Raw genomic sequence first — 26,527 nt, 5'->3', positions numbered from 1 at the left:
CCCGACGGCGGGGCCACCGGTTCAGGACAGCGCGGGCGCCGCCCCCTCGTCCGCGGTGTCGCGGTCCTGCGGGGCCGGTGCGCGCCCCAGCCGGCGGATGGCCGGCACGCAGAGCATGGCGGCGAGGCAGACGACGGAGACCGCCGAGGAGAACACGAGCACCCGGTCCGCGCCGCCGACGGCCTCGGCCGCGGGACCGGCCAGCGCCCTGCCCAGCGGGATGACCATGATGGAGCCGGCCACGTCGTAGGCGTAGACGCGGCTCAGCACCGCCAGCGGGATGTGGGACTGGACACTGGTCGCCCACATCACGCCCCAGAAGGCGAAGCCGCACCCCGCCAGCACCCCGGTGAGCGCCGTGGCCGTGAACGACCAGCCGAGCGCCGGGGCCAGGGGGTTGAGCGCGAATAAGAACATGGCCGAGGCCCCCGCGACGAGCGGGCGGCGGGGCCGCACCCGCATGCCGAGCAGGCCCCCGACGATGGTGCCGGCGCCGTCGGCCGAGGCGATCCAGCCGTACCCGGTGGCGCCGTGCTGCTCGGTGATCAGCGCCGCCCCCAGCGGGATGGCCGGGCCGAAGACGAAGAGACCGTACACGGCCCACAGGACGATGACGCCCCAGAGCCAGGACCGGGAGCGGAACTCGTGCCAGCCGGCGACCAGGCGCTGCCACACCGGGTCGTCGCCGCCCTCCCGCTCGACGGCGAGCCGGCGCAGCGGCGCCAGCACCAGGGCGCTGAGCCCGTAGGCCGCCGCGATCACCGCGTAGGAACCGGCCACGTCCCAGTAGGCGACCAGGAGGCCGGCCAGCCCCGGGCCGATCAGGGCGCTCATCGCCTCGGAGACGCGCAGCAGGGCGTTGGCCCGCTGGATGTCCCGGGCGACCCGCGGCACGATGCTCGCCACGCCGGGCTGGAACATCGCCGTCGCGGCGCCGCTGAGCGCCATCAACGCCATGATCTGCCACAGCCGCACGTCGCCGGCGCCGAGCAGTCCGGCCATGCCGAGCATGGCCAGCATCCGCACGAGGTCCGCGCCGACCATCATCACCTGCGGCGTGAAGCGGTCCGCGAGGACGCCCCCGAACAGCACCAGCAGGGCGATCGGCGCCATCCACGCGGCCAGCGCGTAGCCCACGGCGCCGGCGCCGTGGCCCGAGCCGAGCACGGCCGTGGTGAGCGACACCATCAGCATGCCGTCGGCGAGCAGCGAGGCGCTGCGGGCGGTGAAGAAGAGTCGGAAGGGCCCGGAGCGCCAGGGGCTCTCGGACCGCTGCGCGGCCGGCTCAGGGCGGGGCGGGGCGGGCGTGTCGTCGGTCGTCATGAGGCATCGGCCGGCCCGCGGCCGGTTCCTTCCGTGAGGGCCGGCCGGCGCAGCCACCCGGCGTCCGTGCCGGGGTCTCCCGGCGGGTCCTGGACGATCACGTACCGGCGCGGGGCCAGCACTCCGGAGCGGCCCGGCAGCACCCGCATCAGGGCCGCGTGCGCGCGGTCGGGGGTGAGCGGCGCGGCGCCGCGGGCGATGAACGCCGTGAGGGAGGCGGGGGCGCCCTCGTCCACGGCGACGTGCACGGGCAGGCCGCCCAACGCCTCGCCCAGGGCGTCGGCGACGGCGGCCGGCGAGACCCAGCAGCCGTCCACCAGCCGCCAGTCGGGGCCGCGCTCGGCCGGCCGGACGCCGGTGACCTCCGTGAGATCCGCGAGCGGCACGTCCTGGTCGGCGGCGGCCTCGAGGAGCCGCACCAGGCCGGTGACGAAGGTCTCGGCCTCGTCCCGGGTGAACAGCGCGGGATCCGCCCAGACGCCGAGGTGCAGGAGGGGTTCGGTCTGGTAGGCGAAGCACAGCAGCCGGGTGGGCAGCACCTGTTCGGGTCCCCAGCCGGTCTCCGGCCCCGGCCCCTCGGCGGGTCCGCCGGGGTCGCCGCCGGGTATCGCGGCCAGCCCGCTGACGTCGTTGAAGACGACGTCCCGCCCGAAGCGGCTGCCGCGCTCGTGGACGGTGCGGTCGATGACCTCCCACAGCCGCAGCGCGTCGAACTGGCTGTGCCGGTAGGCGTTCAGCGCCGCGCCCCACGCCTTGCGCAGCACGTCGTCGAAGGTGGCGACCCCGACGTCGAGGCTGAGCAGCGCGTCCTGCGACAGCGTGTTCACCGCGCGGGCCAGCTCGGGGCGGGAGCGGTTGGACAGCGGGGCCGCGACCACGCAGGTCCGCTGGCCGGCCCGGTGGGCGACCAGGGTGCACCACGCGGTGAGCAGCACGGTGGGCACGGGGCTGCCGGTGCGCCGGGCCACCCGGGCCAGCGCGCGTCCGCCGCGCGGCGAGCGCAGGGTGAGCTGCGGCTGCCGCGGCTCGGCGGTCAGGGCCCGCGGCTCGGCGAACATCTCCTGCGGCGCGGTCGCGAGCACCTTCTCCCAGTAGCGCAGCGACGCCGCCGCCTTGCGCCGGCCGGCCGGGGTGGCCTCCTCGGCGGCCAGCTCCAGCGGGGTGAGGGCGTCCAGCGGGGCCGGCCGCCGGCCGCCGAGGAGCGTCAGCCACTCCGCGCGGAGCACCGCGAGGGCGCTGCCGTCGGTCACCGCGTGGCTGGCGGCCAGGCAGAGGAAGAGCGGCGTGCCGCGCCGGGCGAGCACCACGACGCGCAGCGGGAACTCCTCCCCGAGCCGGAAGCGCCCCGCGCGGGCCTCGCGGGCGACCGTCTGGGCGTACCGGTCCGCGTCCTCGGGGAACTCGGCGTGATCGCGGACGGTCACGGTGAACGTGCCCCGGTCCGCGACGCGCTGGACACCGGGCGGGGCCGCGCCGTCGGCCTCGAAGGTGGTGCGCAGCGCCTCGTGCCGGACGACGAGCGCGCGCAGGGCGTCGACCACCGTGTCCAGCGGGGTGCCGGCCGGGACCGGCCAGACGCCATGGTTGTTGATGTGCAGGGGGTCGTCGCGCAGGATGCAGCGGATCATGTTGGCCTGGCCCATGGTGACCGGGCCCCGGCGCTCCACGCCCCCGGCGTAGGCGACGGCGACGGCGCGCTCGGTCGCGGACGGCCGGACGCGGGTGGCGGTCTCGTCCGGGCTCATGCGCTGACCGGCCCGTTCGCGGACGCGGACTGCCGTACGCCGTCCAGGAGCGAGCCCGTGTACCAGCGGGCCTCCCCGGCGGCCCGGACCAGCGGGCCCCAGTCGTCGATCAGGTCGACGAAGTCGGCCATCATCGCCGCGGGCCCCGCCATCAGCTCGGCGCGCCGGGCGGCCAGGGCGTCGGCGACCGCGGTGTACGGGCCGCCCAGGGTGCGGTGGCAGCGCTCGATCAGCGCGAGGCGATCGGCGACCCCGTCCGGGTCGGGGCCCGCCTGCTCGCGGACCAGGGCGGCGACGGCCGGCGCGCGGACGGCGCCCTCGGCGTCCAGCAGCGCGTCGCCGGCCTCGGCGAGGGCGGCGTACACGGCGTGCAGGCGCGGGGCGGCCAGCAGGAACCGGGCCAGGCGCAGCTGGTAGGCGGCCAGGCCCGCTCCGGTACGGCGCTCGGGGGTGTGGTGGTTGACGATGTGGCGGTTGTGCAGCACGGAGGGCAGGTGGGCGGCGCGGACCAGGTGGAGGAGGAAGTAGTCACTGCCGACGGTGTCCGTGACCGGCGGCAGCGGCACCCGGCCGTAGACCCGGCGGTCCAGGGCGATGTTGCACATGTCGACCCGGGCGGGGACGGCGCGGGTCAGGGTGGTGAGGTCGTCGGTGAAGGGCGTGCTGCCGGCGCCGCGGAACGCCTCGTCGACGAGGGTGCGGCGCCAGATCTCCGGCACCGTGCCGGGGATCGAGAGCCCGACGAGGTCGCGGTGGACGGCCGGGTCGCGCCGGCGGATCTCGGCCACGTCGACGGAGAGTTCGCCGACGAAGGAGCCGCCGACGAGAGCCACCGGCCGGTGCGCGCGGCCGGGGTCGAGGCGGCGCCGGGTCACCCGCCCGGCGGCCTCGGCGGCCGGGCGGCCCAGGAAGGCGAGTTCGTGCTCCAGCGGCAGGACCGGTTCCCCGTCCCGCTCCTGGTAGCCGCTGTCGGAGTCCCTGCGGTGCACGGAGTCGCAGTCCAGCGCCTCGGCGAGGAGGAAGGCGCGGTTGGTGCAGGCGCCGTAGGAGACCCGGTCCGGCAGCATCCGGTCGACGGTCCGCTCCGGGGCGGGCACCCCCGCCCGGACGGCCACCTCCGCGAGGAAGGCGCGCTGCGCGGTCTCGTCCAGGTGGTGGACGACCACGCCGGGTGCGGACGGCAGGTCCCGCAGCGCGGCGCGGTGCGCGGCCCGGGCGGGCGGGGCGCTGGAGTCGAGGACGAGCAGGTGCACCTCGGCGCCGTAGCGGCGGGCACCGAGGGCGGCCTCGCGGGCGGTGGCCACCAGGGTGCCGGCACAGGGCCGGTCGGTGGGCAGGGTCAGGCAGACGCGGCGCACGACGACTCCCCGCTCCGGCCCTCGCCGACCGGTTCGGACCAGGCGGCCGAGCCCAGCAACCGGGCGCCGAGGGGGGTGAGTTCGGCGGTGGGGTAGCGCTCGGACTCGTGGCGGACCGGGTCGCCGACCAGGGTGCGGTTCCAGCGGGGGGTGCGCAGGTGCCGCCAGGACTCCACCCGGGAGCGGCGCAGCCTCTCGTGCTCCTCCAGGGCGGGCATCATCGACAGGTACTGCACGGCCCGGACACCGTTGTCGGAGGTGTTGCGGGCGACGCCGTGCGCGAGCAGCCCGTTCCAGATGAGCAGGTCACCGGGGTTCAGGTCGGGCCGGACGACCGGGAGTTCGGCGCGGTCGATCGCGGGCCGCAGCGGGTCGCGGTCGGCGGGCTGACCGGTCTTCCACTCCTCGAAGCGGTGGAAGAGCTCGGGGCAGCACTGGAAGCCGCCGGTCTCGGGGCTGGTGTGGTTGAGGGCGATGATGCCCTGCACGCGCTGGGGCGGGACGCCGAGGGTGGTGTCGATGTCCCAGTGCAGCTCGATGTCGAAGCCCCGGTCGGTGGGCTCGATCAGGGCCCGGTCCCGGTTGCCGGTGTTGGGCGGGTTCAGGTTGAGCCGGTCCAGGGTGACCCACAGCTCCTCGCAGTCCCAGACGTCCACGAAGGCGTCGTAGACCCGCTGGTTCTGGCGGTTGTCCCAGAGCAGCTGGTGGTGGTACGCCTCCACGAAGCCGTAGACGTGCAGCTGCCGGTCGAGGTCGCCGCGGAAGGGCCGGTCCGCGTACCAGGTCGCCGGGGTGTCGGGGTCCAGGCCCTGGAAGTCCCAGGTGAAGTCGAGGAGGCGGCGTGCGGCGTCCGGGGTGATCGCCTCGCGGACGACGACGTACCCGTAGGTCTGCCAGTGGGCGAAGTCCTCCTCCGACAGCACCCGCAGCGGCCGGGTCTTCCGCAGTTCCCGCAGGGTGGTCTGCGCCAGGTAGGACTCGCCGTCCGCGCTGAAGTAGGGCCGGTCGGACGCTGCTCGGTGCAGCCGCGGGGGCGGGCGGAGCGCGGTGGGGGTCATCGGCGGTCCTTTCGGGTCCGGTGGGGTGTCGGCGGCTCGGCGACCAGGCGGCTCGGGGCGCGCGGCAGCCCGCCGCGACGGGCGGCGGGGTCCGGCCGGCCGTCGCCGGAGGGGCGACACCGACAGCACATTGGTCCAGACCACTAGCCATGTCAAGGGCGGAGCGGGAAGGGCGCGGCGAAACTTCTTTGGTCTAGACAAGTCGTGGTCCGCTGGCCTAACGTCCGGGCGAGCGACAGGATCTGACGCTGCGTCCGGCACTGTCCCGGCCGCCGTCCGGCGCAGATCACCGACGCCCAAAGGACGCCTCACCATGCCCACAGCCACCCCCGCGCTTCCGCCCGCCGTCGCCCTGCGCGGCCCCGGACCCGGACTGGTCACCCTCGATCCGGTCCACACCGCCCTGCTGCGCGGCCTCGACGAACTCCTCAGCGGCCTGGCCGCGCGGCTCGCCGCCCCCGAGGTGGTCGGACCGCCCCTGCTCGCGGCCGACGGCCTCGCCCGCCTTGACTACTTCCGCAACTTCCCCCACCTCGGCGTGAGCGCCGGGCGCTTCACCCCCGACGCCCACGGCACGCTGGCCGCCGGCCGCGGCCCGCAGGGGCTGCCGATCGAGCCGACCGGGCACCTCCTGCCCTCCGCCACCTGCTACGGGCTGCTGCTCTCCCTGGAGGGCCAGGACGTCGGCGCGGCCGGCCTGCGGCTCTCCGCGACCGGCCGCTGCTTCCGCAACGAGACCCACTACGACGGGCTGCGCCGCCTGTGGGGCTTCCACATGCGCGAGGTGCTCTACCTCGGCGACAAGGCCGGCGCGGTCGAGCACCTGGAGCGCGGCGCCGCCTTCGTCACCGAGACCGCCGGACTCCTCGGCCTCGACCTCACCCGCGAGGCCGCCGACGACCCGTTCTACGACAAGGGCGGCTCACGCGCCCGGCTGATGCGCCTGGACCCCGTCAAGCACGAGTTCAGCGCGACCGACGGCACGGCCATCGCCTCCGTCAACCGCCACCGCAACTTCTTCGGCGAGCGCCTGGACATCCGCGCCGGCTCCGCGGAACCGGCCCACAGCTCCTGCGTCGCCTTCGGCACCGAACGCTGGGTGCACGCGATGGTGCTCACCCACGGCACGCCGCAGCAGGCCCTGGAACGTCTCCGCGAGGCCCTGGACCGGCCCCGCCCCGCCTCCCACACCTGAGGACCGCCCCGCACATGGACAGCATCACCGCCTGGCTCCACGAGAAGAACCCCGGACTCGACGGCGGCATCGGCGCCGACGAGGACCTCATCGAGGCACGCCTCATCGACTCCATGGACTTCCTGGACTTCATCGACCTGCTGGAGGAGCTGAGCGGCACCGCCATCGACCTCCAGGAGGTCACCATCGACGACTTCCGCACGCTCACCCGGATCCGGCAGCGCTTCCTCGGTCCGGCCGCGGCGGCGTGAGCACACTCGCCGCGGTGGCCACGACCGCCGAGGTGCTGGCCCATCCGGAACTGGACGAGTCCGTGCTCCACGACTGGGAGCGGCGGCGGCTGGCCGCGGTGCGCGTCCCCGCCCGCCGCGACGACGTGGTGGCCGCCCGGCTGCTGCTGCGGCTGTGCGCGGCGCGCGCGACCGGCGAACCGCCGGGCCGGCACGCGCTCGTCCAGTTCTGCCCGGACTGCCGGCGTGCCGGGCACGGCCGCCCCGCCCTGCGGAACCGGCCCGACATCGGTGTGAGCATGAGCCACGCCGACGGACTGGTCGCCGCGGCGGCCGGTCCCGGCGCCGTCGGTATCGACGTCGAACCCGCCGGCCGCCGCCCCCGCGCCGCGGCGGTCCTGCGCCGGATGCTCCCGGAGGCCGCGGACGGCGATCCGCTGGCCGCCTGGGTGCGCCGGGAGGCCCGGCTGAAGGCCGGCCGCCCCGACGGGCCCGTACGGGTCTGGACGGACGCCGGACGAGACGCCACGGCGGCCGTCGCCTGCGACGGCCCCGTACGCTGCCTGCCCGACTTCACCGCCCCGGTAGGCCGGCAATGACGGCGTCGGCATGGAACACCTCGGGCTGCTCGACGAAGAAAGGCGCCATCGCGCCGGAGAACTTGACGAACGCCTCCGTCTTCGCGAACACCTCGGTGTGATAGTCCAACGACTCCCACCGCACGCACAGCATCATGACCCCCTCCTTGTCGACGGCGCGGAACAAAGTGAGGTCAAGGCAGCCTTTCTCTTCCTCCAGGAGCGGCAGATGCGCTCGGACGACGGACTCGAACTGCTCCTCAGCGCCCTCCGGCACCACTATGCGAACGATTTCCCAGACGGCCATCGGTCGACACGAGCCTTCCGTCGGCGAGTACGACCTCTGCTCCGAGATGGAGCTTGGTGGTGAACCCGCCGCGCGAGCGGCCCAGCTGCTGCGGCCCCCTTTGCGGCCGGGGGCCGGCGGCGGTTCGCTACGGGTGCCGGCCGCGTGCTGGTGGAAGCGGACGACGGTCGAGTCGACCGAGACGTCCCAGTCGATCTCCCTGGCCGCGTCGGTCTCGGCCTGGACCTGCTGGAGCAGGCGTTCCCATGTTCCGTCTGCGGACCACAGCCGGTGGCGTTCGTAGACGGTCTTCCACGGGCCGAAAGCCCCTGCCCACATCAACGACACACCGGCGAAGCAATCACATGATCGGCTGGACGACTCCTAGGTGAGGAGAGCGGACAGGACGAGAGTCGGCGGCGCGTACGAGCCGGTCAGTCCGCGTGCTTCAACCCACCGCGTTCGGTGCATCGCCCGCCAGGCGGGCGTCCAGGGTCGCGGCGAAGTCCTCGGCGCGGCCCAGCTGGACCCGTAGCTTCTCCACCTGCTCGACGGCGGCCTGCTGGTAGGTCCGCACCCGCTCCAGCAGCGCTTCACGTTCGCCGGCGGTCAGGGGGTCTTCACCGTCCAGGCGGTCGGTGGCGGCCAGGAGGTCGCGCATCTGGTCCAGTGTGAACCCGAGCGGTTTCATCCGGCGGATGACCATGAGCCGGGCGACGTCGGTCTCGTTGTACAGGCGGAATCCACCCTGGGATCGTTCCGAGGGAATGACCAGGCCCGCGTCCTCGTAGTGCCGGATGGTGCGCAGGGACAGCTCCGTGCGCGCAGCGACCTCGCCGATCTGCATGTGCTTGCCGTCCACGCCGGTGACCCTGGCCCTTCGCCCTCGTCGTGACTGGACCGCGGTACGTGCTTCCAGCCGATCTCTACTCTAACGTCAGGGTAGAGTTGCCGACGGCGGAGGTCGCGAGGCGCGCTCACCGCCGACCTTTCCGTGGCCGAGGATGTCCCGGCGCCGATCCGAGCACGACAGGTACCGATCTTCTTGTCCTCCGCTGTGTCCCCCGCCGCGCGGCTGCGCGATCTCAAGCCCGACTGGATCAACAACGCCCAGGTGTGGCGTACCGAGGTCCTCGCGGGTCTTGTCGTCGCCCTGGCGCTGATCCCCGAGGCGATCTCGTTCTCCATCATCGCCGGCGTCGATCCGGCGATCGGCCTGTTCGCCTCGTTCACCATGGCCGTCACCATCTCCGTCGTCGGCGGCCGTCGCGCGATGATCTCCGCCGCGACCGGGGCCGTCGCCCTCGTCACCGCGCCCGTGAACCGCGAGCACGGCCTGGGATACCTGGTCGCCACCGTCATCCTGGCCGGTGTCTTCCAGGTCGTCCTCGGTGCGGTCGGCGTGGCCAGGCTCATGCGGTTCGTGCCCCGCTCGGTGATGACGGGGTTCGTCAACGCCCTGGCCATCATGATCTTCATGGCGCAAGTCCCCGAGATGCACGACGTGCCCTGGCCGGTGTACCCGCTCATCGTCGGCGGCCTGGCGCTGATGGTGACCTTCCCCAAGGTCACCAAGGTGATCCCGGCGCCGCTGGTCAGCATCGTCATCCTCACCGTCGTCACCGTCGCGGCCGGCGTCGCGGTGCCCACCGTCGGCGACAAGGGTGCCCTGCCCTCCTCCCTTCCCGTGCCCGGACTGCCCGACGTGCCGTTCACGCTGGACACGCTGACGACCGTCGCCCCGTACGCGTTCGCCATGGCGCTGGTCGGCCTGATGGAGTCGCTGATGACCGCCAAGCTGGTCGACGACATCACCGACACCCACTCCTCCAAGACCCGGGAGTCGATCGGCCAGGGCATCGCCAACATCGTCACCGGCTTCTTCGGCGGCATGGGCGGCTGCGCCATGATCGGCCAGACCATGATCAACGTGAAGGTCTCCGGCGCCCGCACCCGCGTCTCCACGTTTCTGGCGGGCGTGTTCCTGATGGTGCTGTGCATCGCCTTCGGACCGGTCGTCTCCGACATTCCCATGGCCGCCCTGGTCGCCGTCATGGTCATGGTGTCCTTCGCGACCTTCGACTGGCACTCCATCGCCCCCAGGACCCTCAAGAGGATGCCCGCCGGGGAGATCGTCGTCATGGTCATCACCGTGATCGTGGTCGTCGCCACCGGCAACCTCGCCATCGGCGTCGTGGTCGGCTCCGTGACCGCCATGGTCATCTTCGCCAAACGGGTCGCCCACCTCGCCCGCGTTCACAGCGTTTTGGACCCCGACGGCACGACGGTCGTCCACCGGGTCACGGGCGAGCTGTTCTTCGCCTCCTCCAACGACCTCGTCGGCCAGTTCGACTACGCCGGCGACCCCGAACGCGTCGTCATCGACCTGTCCGAGGCCCACATCTGGGACGCCTCGTCCGTGGCCGCTCTCGACGCGATCGAGACCAAGTACCGGGACCGCGGCAAGACCGTCGAGATCACCGGCCTCAACGACCCGAGCGCCGACCTCCACAGCAAGCTCAGCGGCGGGCTCACCGGCGGTCACTGACCCGCGATGCCGCGCAGGCCCTGTGCCGGGTCAGGGGCGGGCGGGGCCGGCGTCCCGGGTCTGCTCCCGTTCGGTGGCGGCCCACGCGACGAGCAGCCGCAGGGCGTCGTGGTCGGGTGTGCCGGCTTCGGCGCTGTAGGCGGTCAGGGTCAGTCCGGGGTGGGCGGGGAGTTCCATCGCGTCGAAGTCGAGGCTGAACTCGCCGACGGCCGAGATCTCCGGCGCCGACATGGACGTCCTGCGCGACGTGGACTACGGCGAGCACAGCGTCTTCCCGTCTACAGCGGCAAGTGACGCCAGACGAAAGGCCCCCGCCGGCACCCTCGCCACGGGTCCCGGGCGTCCGGTCCCCTCCTGCGCCGGCGGTGTGTGCGGCGCGGTAGAAAGGAGGCATGCGTGAGAGTGAGGGCGCCGAAGGGGCGACGGATGATGTGGACGCGGTCACCCGGGCGGTGCTGACCGCGTCGCGTCTGCTGGTCGCGATGTCCGCGCGTTCGCTCGCCGCGGTGGAGGAAGGGGTGACGCTGCCGCAGTTCCGGATGCTGGTGGTGCTCGCGACCCGGGGGGCCACCAAGCTGGTCACGCTGGCCGAGCAGCTCCAGGTGGCGCCGTCCACGGCCATGCGCATGGTCGACCGTCTGATCGCGGCCGGTCTGGCGGATCGGCACGTCAATCCGGACAACCGTCGTGAGACTCTGCTGCAGCTCACCGAGGCGGGGCGCCGGGCGGTCGAGGACGTGACGGCCCGGCGGCGTACCGAGATCGCCGGGGTGGTGGAGAGGCTCTCCCCGGTGCAGCGGCTGGCTCTGGTGGAGGCCCTCACCGCTTTCAACCGGGCGGGCGCGGAGCCGTTGGCGCCGCCGGTGGACGACATGGAACCGCATCCGCTGGGCTGGACGACCGATCTGCCCCGGTCCTCCTGACCCCGCCGTGTGGGGCGGGAGAGGGGTGGACGACGCGCAGGGCGCCGCGCGGGCTGAGCCAGCCGACCGGTTCCCCGTTCGCCGGGTCGAGGACGGGGAGACCGGCGCTCGGCGCCGAGACGAGTGAGTGCACCGCCTGCGACAACGCCTGGTCCGTGGTGACCGACGGCGGCGGCTCGGCGAGTGAGCCGACCCGGCCGGGGACCGCGCCGGGCTCCTCGGCGAGTGCCTCGGCGACCGCCTGGGCCGTCACGACGCCCAGGTAGGCGCCGCCCTCGTCGACCACGGGGAGCCCGCCGTGGCCGGACAGGGAGAGCAGGTTCGCCGCGGCGGTGAGGTCGGTCGCGGCGGGCAGCGGCGAGGGCAGGTGCTCCATGACGTCGGCGACGCGCTGGCCGCCGATCAGCGCGCCGTGCGCCGGCCCCTTGAGATCGATGCCGCGGCGGCGCAGCTTCAGGGTGTAGACGGTGTCCGCCGAGAGCAAGTGGCTGACCGCGGTGGACAGGACGATGGCGAGCATCATGGGAAGGATGATCGAGTACTCGCCGGTCAGCTCGAAGAGCATGACCACCGCCGTGATGGGGGCGCGGGCGGCACCGGCGAAGACGGCACCCATCCCCACCAGGGCGTAGGCGCCCGCCGCGCCGGCCGTGGTGGGCAGCAGGGTGTGGACCCCGGTGCCGTACGCCGTGCCGAGCATCGCCCCGATGAACAGGCTGGGCGCGAAGACTCCGCCCGAGCCGCCGATGCCGATGGTCAGGCTGGTCGCCAGCATCTTGCCGGCCAGGAGCAGCAGGAGGAAGCCGGCGGCGTACTGCCCCTCGGTGGCCTTCTCCAGCACCGGGTAGCCCACGCCGTACATCTCCGGCAGGGCGAGGAGCAGCACGCCGAGCACCAGTCCGCCGGCTGCCGGGCGCAGCCATTCCGGGCCCCGCCACAGCCAGCCGCAGGCGTCCTCCACCAGGTAGAGGAATCGGGCGAAGCCCACCCCGACCACCGCGGCCACGACACCCAGCAGGGCGAACAGGCCGTACTGGGCGAGGTGTTCGACGTGGAAGTCGGGCAGGTCGAGGAAGGCCACGTCACCGAAGGCGGCGCGCCCGATGACGCTGGCGGTGACGCTCGCCAGCACGGCGGCGCCGAACGCCTCGGCGCTGAACGTGCCGAGGATCAACTCCATGGCGAAGAAGACCCCGGCCAGCGGGGCGTTGAAGGTCGCGGAGATGCCCGCCGCCGCGCCGCACGCGACGAGCAGCTTCATGCGGCCCTCGCCCGCCCGGGTCACGCGGCCGAGCGTGGAGCCCAGCGCCGCGCCGATCTGGACGATCGGGCCCTCCCGGCCGACCGATCCGCCGGACCCGATGGTCAGGGCGGAGGCGAGCGTCTTGACCACCGCGACCTTGGGGCTGATCCGGCCGCCGCGCTGCGCGACCGCCAGCATCACCTCGGGCACGCCGTGCCCTCGCGCCTCCTTCGCGAACCTCTGCACCAGAGGCCCGTACAGCAGTCCGCCGAGCACCGGTGCCACCAGCACGAAGCAGGGGCCGAGCCACGGCAGCTGAGGGTGGCCGGAGCCCGGCGCGGCGGCGTAGTCGGCGTGGCCGGAGAAGAAGCGGGTGAAGGCGGTGATGCACCACCGGAAGACGATCGACCCCGCACCCGCCCCGGCACCGACCAGCACGGCCAGCGCCAGCGGCACCCAGGGCGCGGAGCGCAGGCCTCCCGCCCCGATGGGCGTTGAGAGGCGTGCTGCCGACCCGTGGTGCAGGGTGCCCGGGTCGAGGTGAACCTTGCTCATGCTTCCCCTTCCTTACCGTTGCAGTATGCAATATGCGTCACCGTGCAGGAGGGGATGGTCGGGTGGTCTTGCCGTCCTTCTTTGCCTTGTGCAAGAATGCCCGCGTGGTGAAGCCCTGGCTTCGCCTGGCGTGCCGGGAAGTCTGGTCGGCGTTACCCGGCCACGTCGTCCCAGAGAGCACCCATGCCCCCACCGCCCTTCGCCGCCGAAAGCGGCCCGGCGAGACTTTCGATCCGGCGCGAGAGTGGCGGGTGTCCACGGTCACCGGAACTTGAGTGGTGTCTGGCGGGCGAACTCGACGTCGACACCGCTGCGGGGCTGCGCGAGGAAGTCGCCGTGCTGGTGAGCCGTGCCCCCGGTGGCCGGCTGAAGCTGAACCTCTCGGGCGTCACCTTCTGTGACACGGCGAGTCTGTACACCTTGCTGGCGATCCGTCAGGCCCTGCCCGTGACCGGCACGGAGGTGATGCTCGTAGAGCCCAGCTCCGCGGTCCGAGCCGCGGCGGAACGAGCGGACGTCACCGATCAGCTGGCGCTGTGTGATGGTGACTTCTAAGAGGGGCGGCTCACGGTGACCGTGGCTCCGCAGTGCTGTGCGGTGGCCGGTGCGAGGTGCGGTCCCCCTTGCCTTCGGCGCTCGGCGGTGGGTCCGGCAGCCAGGAGAAGAGGGCCAGCAGGAGGGCGAGGGCGAGAAGGCCGCCGACGAGACGTCCTGGGCTGCGCCGTCTCCTGACGGTGTCGAGATGTGCGAGTCCGTCGGCACGTTCCCGTGCGGAGGGCTCCTTCGGGGCGGACTCCCGTATGGCGTCTTCCGTGTCTGTGAGGAACCGCTGCCAGACCGACTCGGGCACGGGTTCTCGCATGTCCCCTCCGGTGCGTGTGGCAAGGTCGCCTGTATGGGTGGTCGTTGGTGGCAGGTCCGGTGTCGCGGCGGGCCTCGATCGAGTAACGCACCCGGATGCGCTGCGCAGCCCGACAGGACCCTTGCATAGTCTAAAGCTTCGGGATGTCCTCTAGGCGGGCAGGACGAGTGTCTGCCCCTTGCGGACCCTGGGAGTCTGGGAGGACGAGACGTGACCGCGCAGAGACCGACGTCCGGAGCGACGGTGCTTTCTTGGATGCCGTTCGCGGCGATGGCCGTGGTGGCGGTCGCGGACGTCATCGCGGGGCCGAGCGTCGGCTTCCTGCCTCTCGTCGCTCTCGGGCCGGCCTTCGCCAGCCTGGTCGGCGGCTGGCGCCGAACCGCCGTCATCGGTGTGGTGGCCCTGGTGCTCTGCGTGGGGCTCGGTCTGTACGACGACCTGTTCGCGGGACGACGGGGGCTCACCGCGTCCGCCTCGGTGGCGGGAGTCACCGGCGTCGGCGTGGCCGCCTCCGTGATGCGCTCGCGCCGGGAGGCCGAGCTGGAGAGCGTGCGCTCGGTCGCCGAGGCCGCGCAGCGCGTGCTGTTGCGCCCGGTGCCGCCGGCCGTCGGCCCGCTCCAGCTGGCCGTCTCCTACACCTCCGCACTCGCGGAGGCGCGCGTGGGCGGCGACCTGTACGAGGTGGTCGCCTCGCCCTACGGCGTCCGCGTCGTCGTGGGGGACGTCCAGGGAAAGGGGCTCGCCGCGGTGGAGACCGCGGCGGTCGTCCTGGGTGCCTTCCGTGAAGCCGGGTACGACGAACCGGATCTGGTGGGGCTGGGGGAGCGCTTGGAGCGCAGCGTCTCGCGGGAGTTGGACGGCGAGAAGTTCGTCACGGCGATCCTGGCCGAGATGCGGCCGGGCGGCTCGGTGGTTTTTCTCAGCTTCGGGCACCCCGCCCCGATGCTGCTGCGCGCCGACGGCGACGTCAGCTTTCCGGAGCCGTCTTCCCACGCGCCTCCGCTGGGCCTGGGGATACCCGGCACCGATGGGCCGCGACCGTACCGCGTGGACCTCGCGCCGGGTGACCAGTTGCTGCTCTACACCGACGGCGTCACGGAGGCCCGTGGCCAGGACGGCGCCTTCTATCCCCTGGCCGATCGCGCGCGGCTGCTGAGGGGGGCAGATCCGCAGAGCGCCTTGGCCGCCGTGCGGAAGGACCTGGCGGCCTATGCGGTCGGTGCGCCGCACGACGACGCGGCCATGCTCCTGATCCGGTACGGCGATGCGGTGGACGCCGAGTCAGCCGTGTGAACGCTCGGGTTCGCCGGGTTCGCCGGATCCGCCCATCATGCTCAGCATGCCCCGGCCACCGGTGCGAAGGAACCGGACGACGAGGGCGGCTGCCAGCAGGAAGAAGACGATGTTGAGCCACGTGGTGTAGTTCCAGCTCACCCCGCTGTCCGGGACGGTGGCACGGTCGCGGTCGGGAACGAGGCCGAGTCCGCCGAATACGAACTCGACGACGTATCCGGCGAGCACCATGGCGGTGTAGAAGGTGCCGAGCACGAAGAGCGCCATACGCGTGCCGTAGTACTTCCGGTAGATGTTCAGGATCGGCAGGATCAGCAGGTCGGCGAAGAGGAACGCGACGACTCCGCCGAAGCTGATGCCGCCCTGCCACAGCACCACGGCGAGCGGCACGTTGCCCACCGAGCACACGAACGAGGCGATGGCGACCAGCGGACCGATCAGCGGCCCCCACAGCTTGGACGCGAGCGGATGGCCGTCGAAGAAGAAGGCCCGCCAGAAGGAGTCCGGCACCCAGGCGGCGATCGCGCCGGCGACCACCAGGCCGACGACGAGGTCGCGCAGGATCGCCGCCCACTCCATGACGAAGACGTGCGAGACCGAGGTGAAGCCGTCGCGGGAGAAGAGCCTGCGGGCGAAGGAGCCTTCACTCTGGACGGACATGTCCATCGCCGCATGACCCTCCATGGAGCCGGTCAGCCCGCGTTCGGCCTGCTCCCGGGCCCCCCGCAGCAAGCGTTCGCGCAGCAGGAGACGGAACAGCACCGCCAGGGTGACGATCATGAGGGCGCCGCCGGTGAACTCGGCGGCCGTGAACTGCCAGCCCATGAGCAGCGCGAGGATCACGCCGAGTTCGACGACGAGGTTGGTCGAGGCGATCTGGAAGGCCATCGCCGCGGTGAAGTCGGCGCCCTTGCGGAACAGGGATCGGGCCAGCGCGACCGCGGCGTAGGAGCACGAGGAGGAGGCGATGCCCAGTCCGGTCGCGGTGGCCAGGGTGCGGGGGCGGTCGTCGCCCAGCAGGGAGACGACGGTGGACTTGCGGACCACGGCTTGGACCACGGCGGACAGGGCGAAGCCCAGAATCAAGGCCCAGGCGATCTCCCAGGCCATGGAGCCGGTGATCGACAGGGCGTGCCAGATCGCGTGCATGTGCGTCCTCCTGCGCCGGACGTTCTCGACACACCGCCCGGATCGTGTGCCACCAGGAGTACCCCACCGGCGCCGCGTACGCGGCACGCCTCACAGGGTCAGGAAGGGGCGATGTTCGAGGAGCAGGAGCTTGCGCAGGGATGCGCGGACACGTGACAGCGCCCAGCGACGTCGGGACGTGGATGCAGACATGGCTTCCCCCGGAAGGTAAGGTACGCGGAAGTGCGTACCTCAAGTGAAGGTACGCTTTGGTGCGTACCTTGTCGAGGGGTGAAGTGATGACGGCGGAAGAGCTGGCGCACCCTGCCGCGGAAGAGCTTGAGGTGGGGTCCGTCCTCTCGGCGCTGGCCGACGCGAACCGGCGCCGGGTGGTGGCCGAACTGGCCGAGCGGCCCGACGAGGAACGGCTGTGCGCCTCCTTCGACCTGCCCGTCGGCAAGTCCAGCCGCACCCGCCACTGGAGGGTCCTGCGCGAGGCAGGTCTGGTCTACCAGCGCGACGCCGGGAACGGCCTGTACATGCGCCTTCGCAAGGAGGACCTGGACCGCCGTTTCCCGGGTCTGATCCAGGCGGTGGTCGCCGCGGGCCGAGCGCGGTGAACCCCGCTTCCCAGACGCCGGCCGAAGCCGTCGCTCACACGTCCTTGGCCGGCCAGTCCAGGAGGCGGGCGCCGATGACCGCTGTCTGGAGCGTGTGGCGGTGGCCCGGGTCGGCGCCGGTGAGCTGGTGGATGCGTCCCAGTCGGTACGTCAGGGCCCGGACGCTGAGTGACAGCCGTCGGGCCGCCTCGGTGGCGACGCAGCCGCAGCCGCAGTCGAAGTAGGCAATGAGTGTGTCCAGCAGGGGCTGGGCGCCCCCGCGGGCCGAGGTCAGCGGGCCGAGGGTGTTGAGCACCAGGTCGGCCATGGCCTGCCGGTCCCTGGTCAGCACGGGCACGGGGTAGACGAGCAGATCCGCCGTGCGCAGGACCGGATCGTCGAGGCCGAGGCGCTCGGCCGGCCCTCGGCCACAGCGTCACCTTGCTGGACCCGGCTGACGCGACCGCCCGACGAGAGGTCGAGAAGATCAACTTCGCCCTGGCGGCCGGCAACAACACCCTCCTGTACCTGGACGACATCCAGCACACCTCCGCCGAGCTGCTCCAGAAGTTCATCCCGCTGTGCGACGCCACCCGCCGCGTCGACGGCGTGTGGGACGGCGAGCCGCGCACTTACGACCTGCGCGGCAAGCGCTTCGCCGTCTGCATGGCCGGCAACCCCTACACCGAGTCCGGGGCTCGCTTCCAGGTACCCGACATGCTCGCCAACCGGGCCGACGTGTGGAACCTCGGTGACGTCCTCACCGGCAAGGAGGACGCCTTCGCCCACAGCTTCCTGGAGAACGCCCTCACCTCGAACCCGGTCCTCGCCCCACTGGCCGGGCGCGACCCGTCCGACATCGAGCTGTTCGCCCGCCTCGCCGAGGGCGACCCCACGGCCCGCGCGGACCGGCTGGCCCATCCCTACCAGCCTGCCGAGGCGCAGCAGATCGTGACGGTCGTACGGCACCTGCTGCGCGTGCGCGGGACGGTCCTCGCGGTGAACGCCGCCTACATCGCCTCGGCCGCGCAGTCCGACGCCACGCGCACCGAACCGCCCTTCCGGCTCCAGGGTTCGTACCGCACCATGAACAAGATTGCCTCGCGCGTTCGGCCGGTCATGAACGACACCGAAGTCGCGGCCGTCGTCGGCGACCACTTCACCGCCGAGGCCCGGACACTGGGCGTCGCCGCCGAGGCCAACCTGCTCAAACTGGCCGAGCTGCGCGGCACGCTCACCCTCGCCGACGAAGCGCGCTGGAGCGAGCTCAAGGCGGCGTACGAGCGCGCTCGGGCCCTCGGCGGCGACCAGAAGGATCCGCTGGTGCGGGCAGTGGCCGCCCTCGGCCTCGTCGCCGACCGCGTGGCCGTCACCAGGGCCACCGGCCCCTGCACGTCGCCCGTCGAAGGGCGAGGACGGCACGCCGCTGGACACACGGACCGGCCGTGACGCCGCTCGCGATGCCACGGCGCCCCGCGTCCCGCCCCCTTGTATCGTGCCGATACGGGGACCGACGGGAACAGGAGCCGATGGTGCGAGCGCGTGATCTGGTGGAGGAGTACGAGACGGTCGGCCTCGACGACGACGCCCTCGATGCCGCACGGCTGATGGCCGGGCACCGGCTGCCCGCGCTGCTCGTCGTGGACGACGACGGCGCGCCGAAGGCGATCCTGCCCGCCTCCCAGATGGTCAAGATCCTCGTCCCGCAGTACGTCGTCGACGACCCGGCGCTGGCCGCCGTCGTCGACGAGCGCCATGCCGACCGGCTCTGCGCCGCACTGGCCGGGCGCAAGGTGCGCGACTGCCTGTCGAAGACGATCCCGGCACCCGTGGTGGCCGCGCCCGACGACACCGCTCTGGAGATCGCCGCGCAGATGGCACAGCAGCGCAGCCCGCTGGTGGCCGTGGTGGACCGGGACGCCTCCGGCACCCGTCTCCTCGGTGTGATCACCGCCTCCCACCTGTTGGAGCGCCTGCTCGCCGTGGGCGCCGGCTGAGAAGCACCGGGTCGTTGCCGGGCGTCGGCAACCAGAGGCGTTCCGGCGTGCCCGTGGGCCAGGTGTTAAAGACGCGTCAAGGACAGGTAGGGTTCCCAGCGGTGTGCCGGGAAGCCTGGTCGGCGATTCGAGGAGAACTCTCTTTCCGATCGGGGACCCGTCATGGTGCTGGTGGTGGTGTTCGGCGTCGCGCTGCTCGTGGCGGTGGTGCTGTCGGGCCTGGCGGCTCGGACCGTGCTCTCCACGTCACTTCTCTTCCTGACCGGTGGTGCCCTGGTCAGCGACGGCTTCCTCGGACTGATCCACATCACGCCCGACAGCGAGATCGTCTCGGTCACGGCCGACCTTGCCCTGTTCGCCGTGCTGTTCACCGACGGCATGCACGTGTCCCTCGCGAAACTGCGGGCGAACTGGCGCAACCCCGCGCGGGCGTTGGGCCTCGGCATGCCGCTGGCGTTCGTGTTCATGGCTCTGCTGACCCACGTCCTGGTGGGCCTCGACTGGACGACGTCGTTCCTGGTCGGCGCGGTGCTGGCGCCGACGGACCCGGTGTTCGCCTCGGCGATCGTGGGCCGCAAGGAAGTGCCGGCCAAGCTCCGCCAGCTGCTCAACGTGGAGAGCGGCATCAACGACGGGCTCGCCCTCCCGGTGGTGCTGCTGCTGATCGCGGCGGCCGGGCCCACGGCCGGACACGCCGACGAGGCGTCGCTCGGGAAGATCGCCCTGGAACTGGCGCTCGGCCTCGCCTTCGGCGTGGTGCTCCCGCTGCTGGTCAACTGGCTGGTGCGGGTCCCGCTGTTGGGCGCCGAGCCCAAACTCCAGCCCCTGCTGCCCCTGGCCACCGGCATCATCCTCTACGCCGCCTGCCACCTCACCCACGCCAACCCCTACCTCGCGGCGTTCTCCGCCGGAGCGGTGCTGGCCGCCGTGTCCCCGGAGGCGAGGAAGGCGTTCGAACCGCTCGGCGAGGCGCTGGCGGAACTGGCGAAGTTCGCGGCACTGCTGGTGTTCGGCGCGCTGCTCACCCCCCACCTCTTCGGCGACCTGTCACTCGGCGGGTACGTGGCGGTCGTGCTGGCCATCGTGCTGATCCGCCCCGCGTCGCTGCTCATCTCCCTGGTCGGAACCCGCTTCACCCGCCGGGAGAAGCTCACCGCGGCGTGGTTCGGACCCAAGGGCTTCGCGTCGGTGGTCTACGGGCTGCTGGTGCTCCAGTCCGGCATCCCGCAGGCACGCGAGGCGTACACCCTGATCGCGGTGTGCATCGCCTTCTCGATCGTCGCCCACAGCTCCACCGACGTGCCGATCGCGCGCATGTTCGACGTGGAGGACCTCGTCGGCATTCCCGACGACGACCAGGACCACCCCCGCCCCGGCGACCGCGAGACCGCGGCGACGCCGGCGGCCCGGCCCCGCGGGGACCGACACACTGGAGGATCGTGAACGACTGGCACAGCTGGGCGGCGGTCGTCGTCTTCGTCGGGGCGTACGCCCTGATCATCAGCGAGAAGATCCACCGCGTCGCCGTCGCCCTCGGCGGCGCGGGCCTGATGCTGGCGATCGGCGCGACCGACGACGTCTCGGCCTTCTACTCCGAGGACTCCGGCATCGACTGGAACGTCATCTTCCTGCTCATGGGCATGATGATGATCGTCGGCGTGCTCAAGAAGACCGGGCTGTTCGAGTACTTGGCCATCTGGGCGGTCAAGCGCGCCCGCGCCAAACCCTTCCGGGTGATGGCCATGCTGGTCGTCATCACCGCGCTCGCCTCCGCCCTGCTCGACAACGTGACCACGGTCCTGCTGATCGCCCCGGTGACCCTCCTGGTGTGCGAGCGCCTGGCCCTGCCGGCCGCGCCGTTCCTCATCGCCGAGGTGTTCGCCTCCAACATCGGCGGCACGGCCACGCTGGTCGGCGACCCGCCGAACATCATCATCGCCAGCCGGGCCGGCCTGACCTTCAACGACTTCCTCGTACACCTCGCGCCCCTGGCGGTCGTCCTGGTGGCTGTCCTCCTGCTCCTCTGCCGGGTGATGTTCCGCAAGTCCTTCGTCTACGACGAGAGCCGCGCGGCCGACATCATGGAGCTGGAAGAGCGGGAGGCCATCAAGGACCCGCGCCTGCTGGTGCAGGGCCTGGTCGTGCTGGCCGTGGTGGTGGCCGGCTTCGTCCTGCACCCCGTGCTGCACTACGAGCCCAGCATCGTCGCCCTCCTCGGTGCGGGGCTGCTCGTCGCGGTGTCGGAGGTGGAGACCTCCGAGGTGCTCACCGAGGTGGAGTGGCCCACCCTGGCCTTCTTCGCCGGCCTGTTCGTGATGATCGGCGGCCTCATCGACACCGGAGTCGTCGGGGAGATCTCGAAGCAGCTCGCGAAGGCCATCGGAGACAACGAACTCGGTGGCTCGATGACGCTGCTCGGTGGCTCGGCGGTGCTGTCCGGGATCGTCGACAACATCCCCTACGTGGCCACCATGGCCCCCATCACCAGCGACCTGGTCCACGACATGGGCGGCTCCGGGGACCACGTCCTGTGGTGGGCCCTCGCCCTGGGCGCGGACCTCGGCGGCAACGCCACCGCCATCGGCGCCAGCGCCAACGTCGTCGTCCTCGGGATCGCCGAGCGCAACCGGCAGCCCATCTCCTTCTGGCAGTTCACCAAGTACGGCCTCGTCGTCACAGCCGCGACGGTGTCCATCGCCCTCGCCTACGTGTGGCTCAGGTACTTCGCCCTCTGAGCGGGGTGATACTGGTGCCAAGAGGTTGCGGGTCGCTCGCCCAAGCGCTTTGCTGATAGAGCCGTGCGCCGGCACCTCAGACGGCGGCCGAGAAGATCTAGGAGCTGAGTGTCGTGAGTATTCCGCACGTGGTGGGATTGGTTGTCGCGGCGTGCCTCGTCGGATACCTCATTCTGGCCGTGCGGTATCCGGGGAAGTTCTAAGCCGCCATCATCATCGAAGCGGTCGGTGATGATTTCCGCCCCAGGGATCAGGGCCGACGAGGCGTGAGCCGATCTTGCCGATCCGGCGTTCGAACCATGCCTGCGGTTTCGGCCCGAGAGCGAACCGGGCATTGACGTGGCGTAGCTCGTCGACATGTACGCCAGCCACGTGCTGGACGGTTCTAGGGTGCAACAGGGTTGCCGAATATCCACAAGCGCCTCCGTCAATGCCGCAGATCGCCATCTGGTGCAGCTCGCTGTGCAGGCAGGCGATCACTGCAAGCTGCCTGGGGGCGTGCTGTGGTGGACAGGCGCCTTTGGGCGAGCCAGCACCAGGAAGAACAGCGAAATCGGCGCACATGGTCTGTTCAGGCAAAAAGCCATCGGACACGCCCTGTGCGGTCAGGTCAAGCGGCGAGTGTGTCCGATCCTCGGAGCCCCAAACATCGCCACCAGAGGACGACCATGTCTCACCGCCCCCACCGCAGTCCTAGCAGTGTTGGGAACCACCACAAGGATGCGACGGATCCAGCGCGCGTAACCTTGGAAAGCCCATCGCGGTTCGGCGTGGCGGATCACACTGGAGGATCATGCGAACGCTGAGGCCCTGAGCGAGGTATACGGAGGTGTGCCGCAGCCGGCGTTCACGGGCGACGAGAGGTCGCGGACCGATGCCGGAGGTGCGAATCGAGTTCCGGCTAGCGGACCTTCCCGAAGTGGGCGTGTTCTTCCTGGTGTCGAACTCATGGGAACTCGCAGGCGAGGTGCCTGCGTTGATTGATGCCCTGGGTCGGGCGGCAGCGCCAAGGTCGGGGGTGCTCCGATGTGAACCGGTGCACTTCACCACGCGCTCTGGGATCGCCGTGAGCTACAGGCGGCCGGTCGTGGAGATCGGCAGTGAGCAGGTCATAGCTGCTGCCTGCTGGGGGAATCGCCGTCAACTCGAATGCATGGTCCGCTGGTTGACGGGCCCCGCAACGACAGCGGAGCAGACCTCCGTGATCGACGCCTTGGAACACGAGGCGACGGAGCTGTCGCGGCAAGCCGACCTGACGATCTTCTTCGCCGACGGCGACGCGCTGGCAGACGCGTGGAACGAGTCGACCATGCAGGACCGTCGCATGCTGCTGGGCTGCGTAATGAAGTCCATGACCGTCGCGCCGGCACGCTTTCAAGGTGACTCGACTCCGATCATGGATCGCATCAGCATTGAATGGGTGGCCTGATCACGCAACCCCGGGTGCATTCCGATCTCGCATTCACAAGGAGCCGACTGATGCGGTTCGGCAGCTGACGTAGAAAGGTCGCCGGTCCGCAGACTGGACCGGCGGCCTCATCTCATCGCCCGCTCAGTCGGTCTCCCCTGGCGAGGTGCGTCGCTGTACGACCAGCGAGATCGACGGCACATCCGGCGGGAGCGCCCACTCGGTGATGTGCAGACCCGCCAGCTCGATCAGCTCTTCCGGGACGCCCAGCAAGTGCAGGGGGGTCCGCCTGTGGCGGGTCAGCCACGCCCGGCGCCGCTGCTGTTCCGTCGGATCGAGCTGTGCCCACACGTCGATCACCACGCCTGGCGGCTCGCTGGGCAGGGAGCGGGTGCGCTGCCGTACATAGGGCAGGTTGTCCACGTCGTCGGCGAGCGCGACCAGGCACCAAGCGACTTCGTAGGGCAGGGGGAGCCCGTGCGTGGCCCGCAGCCGCCTGGTGCGCCACTGCCAGCGCGGTGCCAACAGCCAGCGGAACGTCGTCAGCGACAGCTGTCGCACCCCAGCCCGGGATCGTTCGGCGCGCTCGCCGTTGCCGCTCATTGCGCTGAGCGCTCGTCGCGTGACGTGCTCTGCTCCAACTGGATCTCGCGTTTACGTTGTTCTTCCTTGATCCTCTCGACCGTTCCGGCATAGAGGATGAGCCGAGGGATCTCTTCCAGCTCCGCGTAGTCACCGAGCTGGAATCCGCTGGCGTTGTAGTTCTTCTCGGTAGGCCCAGGCGTTGTCGCTCAGGACGCGTTCGATGCGGGTGATGCCCAGGCCGGCGAAGAATGCGGCGGCCCGGGTCAGGAAAGCCGCGCAGGTCGCGGCCTTCTCGTCACCATGGACTTCGGTGTAGGCGAGTCGGGAGTGATCGTCGACCGCGGAGTGAAGGTAGTCGAAGCCCATGCCGCGGATCGGCCGGCCGGCTGCGCGGCCGTGCACTTTGTGGCCTCCGCCGTCGGGGATCCGGCCCAGTTTCTTGACGTCGACGTGGATGAGCTCGCCGGGACGTTCGCGTTCGTAGCGGCGGATCACCGTGCCGGTGGGCCGGTCCATCCAGGCCAGACGGTTCAGCCGGTGGCGGGTCAGTATCCGGTGGACGGTCGAGGCGGGCAGACCGAGGACCGGGCCGATCCGTGCGGGTCCCAGCTTGCGGGACCTGCGCAGGTCACAGACGCGGGCCTCCATCGCGGCCGGAGTGCGGTGTCGTCAACGGCCTGCTGGAGCGGTCGGCCAGGCCCGGCTCGCCCTCCAGGGCCTGATCAAGTTCGCTGAGGGTCGGGGTTGTTGGTGATGCCCAGGAGTGGGAGGGCTCGTTCGGGCGGGTCGCGGATTGCGCGGGTGGTTTTGGCGATGTTGGCGGCTCCGAGGGTTTTGAGGAGGCCGATCGCGAGGTTGCGGAAGGTGGCCATGGCGCGGGGTGCGGTGCCGGTGTGGACGGTGGAGGCGTCCTCGGCGAAGGTCACGTCCCGCACGTGGTGCAGGGCTTCGATCGTCCAGTGGCCGCGGATGGCGGTGGCGAGTTCGGCCGGGGTGGTCTGGTGGGCGTCGAGGCTGGTGACGGCGTAGACGGTCTCGCGTCGGCCGGTCTGCCTGCGGCGGCGGTGGACGCGGATGGCCAGGCGAGCGTGGGGGAAGGCGATTCCGCCGAGGTGGTCGGCGATGCCGCAGGTCTTGATCGAACGGGACTCGCGGCGGCCGTGGCCGGTGACGGTGGCGGTGTGCTGGACGGCGATGTCCCGCCAGGGCAGGGCGGCAAGCTGCCGGTGTGCGGTCGGCTGATTGGCCTTGATCATGGCGACGTAGTGGGCGTTCTTGGTCTCGACCAGCCAGGTGACGTTCGCCTGGACCGAGTGAAGGGCGTCGAAGGTGACGACGGATCCGGTCAGGTCGACGGGCTCGAGCAGGGGCTGGAAGTGCGCGGTCTCGTTCGTCTTGGCTCCGACCTCCGCCTGGGCGAGAGTGACCGCCCGGTGGTGGGTGACCGCACAGAGCAGGTGCCTGCGGGATGCGGTCAGGCGTGCTGATCCCTTCACCGACTTGCCGTCAACGGCGATCACCTGCCGCCGGTCAGGGCCCGGGCCGGTGTCCCCGGTCTTCCGGGCGGCGAGGTAGGCGCCGACCGCCCGGTCCAGGGCGTCACCGTCGACGGCCGCGAGCACACGGCCGATCGTGGTCCGCGAGGGAGCCCGGCGCCACCTCAGCGGATGCCGGCAGACACCGACGGCTGTCAGCACGGCCTCCGAGGCCCGATCCGCCCACTCGGCGATATCGTCGACACTCCTCGCTCCGGACACGGCCGCGCAGGCACAGACGAGGAGGATCGCGGCCAGCGGGTACCAGCGGCCATGCCTCGACCGCGGGTCGGGCACCGACTCCAGGAAAGGCCGCAGGTCGGCAACGCCGGCGATGTCGAGCGGACCCAGCTTCACCAGCACCGGCGGGATGGGGGAAGATACAGCGGCAGGCACGGGCCACCTCATGATCGTTGAGCTTCGACACCCCAATGATCACGAAGCCGGTGCCTGCTCTGCTACGCACCCCAACCGGTCATGTACCGGACCAACCACGCAACTCCGGAACTCGCTCAAGCCCTGGGTAGAGGCTGAGCCGCTGGCCTGGGTCAGTGTTGTGGGCAGTCCTGGGGGGCCGCGGCATAGAGTGCGGCCCAGGTGAAGATGCCGTCGTCCCCGTCGACGGCACGAACCGGAGGGTACTGGAGCCCGCCGCCGAGGTCCCATTGCCGGTCTTGGCCAGCAGCATGCGGGCTGCCTGTGCCGGCTCCTCGCGGTCGGCCTGGGGAGCGTTGGCGCCGGTGCGGGCGGTCAGCCGCAGGTCGAGCCAGGATGCCCGGCCGTCCGGCTGCTGGGTGTTGGGGTTCCAGTCCGGGCCGGCAATGTCAGGGACGGCCGGTGACCGTCTCGGCCCAGAAGAACTTGTCGCGGAGTTTCCTGGCCGCGTCCTTGCAGCTGGACCACACGAACGCGTCGGCCCGGTCCGCGTTGACCACGCCTCCCATCAGCATGGTTGCGCGAGCAGTCGCCGCTACAAGCCCTGCGACGATGTGCCGAAGTAATGACCTCTTGTGCGTGAGTGTCACGTCGGTCCACCTCACTTTGTCGTCTTGCCGGTGCCTCGGTCGGCGGACGCCAACCGAGAGGCGGTTGATGTTGGCCAGACACGGGTCTTGGCTGGCGGTGGGGCTGGTTGGCCTCCTTGGGGCGCTGTGGTGCATGACCTCACTGCCGAAGGCGGGCGGCGAAGTCTGCCGTAGGTCGTGTCTGCGACCGTCAGGGGCGGGGGGGGGGGGGGGGGGGGGGGGGGGCGGCGGGGGGGGGCCCCCCCGCCCCCCCCGGGCGGGGGGGGGGGCCCCCCGCGGGGGGGGGGGGCGGGGGCGGGCGGGGCCCCCGCCCCGCGG

The 26,527-nt window shown here is 71.6% G+C and carries 25 protein-coding genes and 4 pseudogenes; 13 read left to right on the top strand and 16 right to left on the bottom strand.

The window, feature by feature from the left end:
• Positions 1-21: 21 nt before the first annotated feature.
• From ACGFZL_RS11480 to ACGFZL_RS11465, 4 genes are read right to left on the bottom strand one after another with little or no spacing between them, the layout of a single operon-like run.
• On the bottom strand, positions 22-1,323 hold the full coding sequence (locus ACGFZL_RS11480; protein ID WP_393690632.1) for an MFS transporter: 1,302 nt from the start codon (positions 1,321-1,323) through the stop codon (positions 22-24).
• Positions 1,320-3,068, bottom strand: coding sequence for a condensation domain-containing protein (locus ACGFZL_RS11475; protein WP_393690631.1), 1,749 nt, complete (start codon positions 3,066-3,068; stop codon positions 1,320-1,322). Before ACGFZL_RS11475 ends, ACGFZL_RS11480 begins: the two co-directional genes overlap by 4 nt.
• Entirely contained in the window at positions 3,065-4,426 is a 1,362-nt protein-coding gene (locus tag ACGFZL_RS11470) for a DUF6271 family protein (RefSeq protein WP_393690630.1), read from the bottom strand. The genes ACGFZL_RS11475 and ACGFZL_RS11470 overlap by 4 nt, the downstream gene beginning before the upstream one ends.
• The gene (locus ACGFZL_RS11465; RefSeq protein ID WP_393690629.1) at positions 4,408-5,484 is read right to left on the bottom strand and encodes a phytanoyl-CoA dioxygenase family protein; all 1,077 of its coding nucleotides are present in this window, start codon (positions 5,482-5,484) and stop codon (positions 4,408-4,410) included. The genes ACGFZL_RS11470 and ACGFZL_RS11465 overlap by 19 nt, the downstream gene beginning before the upstream one ends.
• Positions 5,485-5,797: 313 nt before the next feature.
• Here ACGFZL_RS11465 and ACGFZL_RS11460 point away from each other — a divergent pair, with 313 nt between their 5' ends.
• From ACGFZL_RS11460 to ACGFZL_RS11450, 3 genes are read left to right on the top strand one after another with little or no spacing between them, the layout of a single operon-like run.
• On the top strand, positions 5,798-6,679 hold the full coding sequence (locus tag ACGFZL_RS11460; RefSeq protein ID WP_355171077.1) for a hypothetical protein: 882 nt from the start codon (positions 5,798-5,800) through the stop codon (positions 6,677-6,679).
• A 14-nt stretch (positions 6,680-6,693) separates the two neighbouring features.
• Positions 6,694-6,930 carry an acyl carrier protein gene (locus ACGFZL_RS11455; protein WP_355171079.1) on the top strand — a complete coding sequence of 79 codons (237 nt, stop codon included), beginning with the start codon at positions 6,694-6,696 and terminating at the stop codon, positions 6,928-6,930.
• A gap of 14 nt (positions 6,931-6,944) precedes the next feature.
• The gene (locus tag ACGFZL_RS11450) at positions 6,945-7,508 is read left to right on the top strand and encodes a 4-phosphopantetheinyl transferase (RefSeq protein ID WP_393690628.1); all 564 of its coding nucleotides are present in this window, start codon (positions 6,945-6,947) and stop codon (positions 7,506-7,508) included.
• On the opposite strand, the gene ACGFZL_RS11445 is transcribed toward ACGFZL_RS11450, so the two are convergent.
• The 3 genes and pseudogenes from ACGFZL_RS11445 to ACGFZL_RS11435 all read right to left on the bottom strand — a co-directional run bounded on the left by ACGFZL_RS11445 (position 7,483) and on the right by ACGFZL_RS11435 (position 8,635).
• The gene (locus ACGFZL_RS11445; protein WP_393690627.1) at positions 7,483-7,794 is read right to left on the bottom strand and encodes a putative quinol monooxygenase; all 312 of its coding nucleotides are present in this window, start codon (positions 7,792-7,794) and stop codon (positions 7,483-7,485) included. The genes ACGFZL_RS11450 and ACGFZL_RS11445 overlap by 26 nt on opposite strands.
• A gap of 34 nt (positions 7,795-7,828) precedes the next feature.
• A pseudogene (locus ACGFZL_RS11440) lies at positions 7,829-8,097 on the bottom strand (IS5/IS1182 family transposase); the annotation flags it as partial.
• A 124-nt stretch (positions 8,098-8,221) separates the two neighbouring features.
• Entirely contained in the window at positions 8,222-8,635 is a 414-nt protein-coding gene (locus ACGFZL_RS11435) for a MerR family transcriptional regulator (RefSeq protein ID WP_393690626.1), read from the bottom strand.
• Between the two features lie 195 nt (positions 8,636-8,830).
• Between ACGFZL_RS11435 and ACGFZL_RS11430 the strand changes: the two genes are divergently transcribed.
• Positions 8,831-10,321: a SulP family inorganic anion transporter gene (locus tag ACGFZL_RS11430; RefSeq protein ID WP_393691217.1), complete on the top strand. Its 1,491-nt coding sequence runs from the start codon at positions 8,831-8,833 to the stop codon at positions 10,319-10,321.
• A 30-nt stretch (positions 10,322-10,351) separates the two neighbouring features.
• Here the strand turns inward: ACGFZL_RS11430 and ACGFZL_RS11425 are convergent, their stop codons facing one another.
• Entirely contained in the window at positions 10,352-10,552 is a 201-nt protein-coding gene (locus ACGFZL_RS11425) for a hypothetical protein (protein WP_393690625.1), read from the bottom strand.
• 161 nt (positions 10,553-10,713) lie between these two features.
• Between ACGFZL_RS11425 and ACGFZL_RS11420 the strand changes: the two genes are divergently transcribed.
• Entirely contained in the window at positions 10,714-11,244 is a 531-nt protein-coding gene (locus ACGFZL_RS11420; protein ID WP_393690624.1) for a MarR family winged helix-turn-helix transcriptional regulator, read from the top strand.
• Here the strand turns inward: ACGFZL_RS11420 and ACGFZL_RS11415 are convergent.
• A complete protein-coding gene (locus ACGFZL_RS11415; protein WP_393691215.1) occupies positions 11,150-12,937 on the bottom strand; it encodes a chloride channel protein in 1,788 nt (595 codons plus the stop codon). The two genes, ACGFZL_RS11420 and ACGFZL_RS11415, sit on opposite strands and share 95 nt — an antisense overlap.
• 288 nt (positions 12,938-13,225) lie before the next feature.
• Between ACGFZL_RS11415 and ACGFZL_RS11410 the strand changes: the two genes are divergently transcribed.
• Both ACGFZL_RS11410 and ACGFZL_RS11405 read left to right on the top strand, forming a co-directional pair.
• Positions 13,226-13,597 (top strand): lipid asymmetry maintenance protein MlaB, encoded by a 372-nt coding sequence (locus ACGFZL_RS11410; protein ID WP_393690623.1) that lies wholly within the window; start codon positions 13,226-13,228, stop codon positions 13,595-13,597.
• A 517-nt stretch (positions 13,598-14,114) separates the two neighbouring features.
• Positions 14,115-15,197 carry a PP2C family protein-serine/threonine phosphatase gene (locus ACGFZL_RS11405; protein ID WP_393690622.1) on the top strand — a complete coding sequence of 361 codons (1,083 nt, stop codon included), beginning with the start codon at positions 14,115-14,117 and terminating at the stop codon, positions 15,195-15,197.
• On the opposite strand, the gene ACGFZL_RS11400 is transcribed toward ACGFZL_RS11405, so the two are convergent.
• Positions 15,186-16,346, bottom strand: a complete 1,161-nt coding sequence (locus tag ACGFZL_RS11400; protein ID WP_393690621.1) for a permease — start codon at positions 16,344-16,346, stop codon at positions 15,186-15,188. The genes ACGFZL_RS11405 and ACGFZL_RS11400 overlap by 12 nt on opposite strands.
• A gap of 278 nt (positions 16,347-16,624) precedes the next feature.
• Here ACGFZL_RS11400 and ACGFZL_RS11395 point away from each other — a divergent pair, with 278 nt between their 5' ends.
• Positions 16,625-16,945: an ArsR/SmtB family transcription factor gene (locus tag ACGFZL_RS11395; RefSeq protein ID WP_393690620.1), complete on the top strand. Its 321-nt coding sequence runs from the start codon at positions 16,625-16,627 to the stop codon at positions 16,943-16,945.
• Between the two features lie 34 nt (positions 16,946-16,979).
• Here ACGFZL_RS11395 and ACGFZL_RS11390 read toward each other — a convergent pair.
• Positions 16,980-17,342: pseudogene (locus ACGFZL_RS11390) on the bottom strand (PucR family transcriptional regulator); the annotation flags it as partial.
• Here ACGFZL_RS11390 and ACGFZL_RS11385 point away from each other — a divergent pair.
• From ACGFZL_RS11385 to ACGFZL_RS11370, 4 genes and pseudogenes are all read left to right on the top strand, one after another.
• Positions 17,342-18,373 (top strand): annotated as a pseudogene (locus ACGFZL_RS11385) (hypothetical protein); the annotation flags it as partial. The pseudogenes ACGFZL_RS11390 and ACGFZL_RS11385 overlap by 1 nt on opposite strands.
• 83 nt (positions 18,374-18,456) lie before the next feature.
• A complete protein-coding gene (locus tag ACGFZL_RS11380; RefSeq protein WP_393691213.1) occupies positions 18,457-18,921 on the top strand; it encodes a CBS domain-containing protein in 465 nt (154 codons plus the stop codon).
• A gap of 162 nt (positions 18,922-19,083) precedes the next feature.
• Positions 19,084-20,364: a cation:proton antiporter gene (locus ACGFZL_RS11375; RefSeq protein WP_393690619.1), complete on the top strand. Its 1,281-nt coding sequence runs from the start codon at positions 19,084-19,086 to the stop codon at positions 20,362-20,364.
• The gene (locus ACGFZL_RS11370) at positions 20,361-21,656 is read left to right on the top strand and encodes an SLC13 family permease (protein ID WP_393690618.1); all 1,296 of its coding nucleotides are present in this window, start codon (positions 20,361-20,363) and stop codon (positions 21,654-21,656) included. Before ACGFZL_RS11375 ends, ACGFZL_RS11370 begins: the two co-directional genes overlap by 4 nt.
• Positions 21,657-21,869: 213 nt before the next feature.
• On the opposite strand, the gene ACGFZL_RS11365 is transcribed toward ACGFZL_RS11370, so the two are convergent.
• Positions 21,870-22,250, bottom strand: coding sequence for a hypothetical protein (locus ACGFZL_RS11365; protein ID WP_393690617.1), 381 nt, complete (start codon positions 22,248-22,250; stop codon positions 21,870-21,872).
• A 280-nt stretch (positions 22,251-22,530) separates the two neighbouring features.
• Between ACGFZL_RS11365 and ACGFZL_RS11360 the strand changes: the two genes are divergently transcribed.
• Complete coding sequence (locus ACGFZL_RS11360) at positions 22,531-23,085, top strand: hypothetical protein (RefSeq protein ID WP_393690616.1); 555 nt, start codon at positions 22,531-22,533, stop codon at positions 23,083-23,085.
• 123 nt (positions 23,086-23,208) lie between these two features.
• Here ACGFZL_RS11360 and ACGFZL_RS11355 read toward each other — a convergent pair whose 3' ends face one another.
• From ACGFZL_RS11355 to ACGFZL_RS11340, 4 genes and pseudogenes are all read right to left on the bottom strand, one after another.
• A complete protein-coding gene (locus ACGFZL_RS11355; protein ID WP_393690615.1) occupies positions 23,209-23,625 on the bottom strand; it encodes a hypothetical protein in 417 nt (138 codons plus the stop codon).
• Positions 23,626-23,802: 177 nt separating this feature from the next.
• Positions 23,803-24,361 (bottom strand): annotated as a pseudogene (locus ACGFZL_RS11350) (DDE-type integrase/transposase/recombinase); the annotation flags it as partial.
• Between the two features lie 10 nt (positions 24,362-24,371).
• Entirely contained in the window at positions 24,372-25,481 is a 1,110-nt protein-coding gene (locus ACGFZL_RS11345; protein WP_393691211.1) for an ISAs1 family transposase, read from the bottom strand.
• A gap of 527 nt (positions 25,482-26,008) precedes the next feature.
• Positions 26,009-26,134 carry a hypothetical protein gene (locus ACGFZL_RS11340; protein ID WP_393690614.1) on the bottom strand — a complete coding sequence of 42 codons (126 nt, stop codon included), beginning with the start codon at positions 26,132-26,134 and terminating at the stop codon, positions 26,009-26,011.
• Positions 26,135-26,527 lie beyond the last annotated feature (393 nt).

This window comes from Streptomyces sp. NPDC048182, assembly GCF_043202555.1.
Taxonomy (GTDB): Bacteria; Actinomycetota; Actinomycetes; order Streptomycetales; family Streptomycetaceae; genus Streptomyces.
The sequence above is the reverse complement of the archived record's forward strand: the minus strand, read 5'-3'. Positions and strand labels throughout refer to the sequence as shown.

Coding starts and splice junctions, on each gene's coding strand:
- ACGFZL_RS11425 (WP_393690625.1), bottom strand. CDS start 10,552: ATGTCGGCGCCGGAGATCTCGGCCGTCGGCGAGTTCAGCCTCGACTTC.
- ACGFZL_RS11400 (WP_393690621.1), bottom strand. CDS start 16,346: ATGCACGCGATCTGGCACGCCCTGTCGATCACCGGCTCCATGGCCTGG.
- ACGFZL_RS11360 (WP_393690616.1), top strand. CDS start 22,531: ATGCCGGAGGTGCGAATCGAGTTCCGGCTAGCGGACCTTCCCGAAGTG.
- ACGFZL_RS11340 (WP_393690614.1), bottom strand. CDS start 26,134: ATGCTGATGGGAGGCGTGGTCAACGCGGACCGGGCCGACGCGTTCGTG.
- ACGFZL_RS11445 (WP_393690627.1), bottom strand. CDS start 7,794: ATGGCCGTCTGGGAAATCGTTCGCATAGTGGTGCCGGAGGGCGCTGAG.
- ACGFZL_RS11410 (WP_393690623.1), top strand. CDS start 13,226: ATGCCCCCACCGCCCTTCGCCGCCGAAAGCGGCCCGGCGAGACTTTCG.
- ACGFZL_RS11395 (WP_393690620.1), top strand. CDS start 16,625: ATGACGGCGGAAGAGCTGGCGCACCCTGCCGCGGAAGAGCTTGAGGTG.
- ACGFZL_RS11375 (WP_393690619.1), top strand. CDS start 19,084: ATGGTGCTGGTGGTGGTGTTCGGCGTCGCGCTGCTCGTGGCGGTGGTG.
- ACGFZL_RS11475 (WP_393690631.1), bottom strand. CDS start 3,068: ATGAGCCCGGACGAGACCGCCACCCGCGTCCGGCCGTCCGCGACCGAG.
- ACGFZL_RS11460 (WP_355171077.1), top strand. CDS start 5,798: ATGCCCACAGCCACCCCCGCGCTTCCGCCCGCCGTCGCCCTGCGCGGC.
- ACGFZL_RS11480 (WP_393690632.1), bottom strand. CDS start 1,323: ATGACGACCGACGACACGCCCGCCCCGCCCCGCCCTGAGCCGGCCGCG.
- ACGFZL_RS11455 (WP_355171079.1), top strand. CDS start 6,694: ATGGACAGCATCACCGCCTGGCTCCACGAGAAGAACCCCGGACTCGAC.
- ACGFZL_RS11465 (WP_393690629.1), bottom strand. CDS start 5,484: ATGACCCCCACCGCGCTCCGCCCGCCCCCGCGGCTGCACCGAGCAGCG.
- ACGFZL_RS11420 (WP_393690624.1), top strand. CDS start 10,714: ATGCGTGAGAGTGAGGGCGCCGAAGGGGCGACGGATGATGTGGACGCG.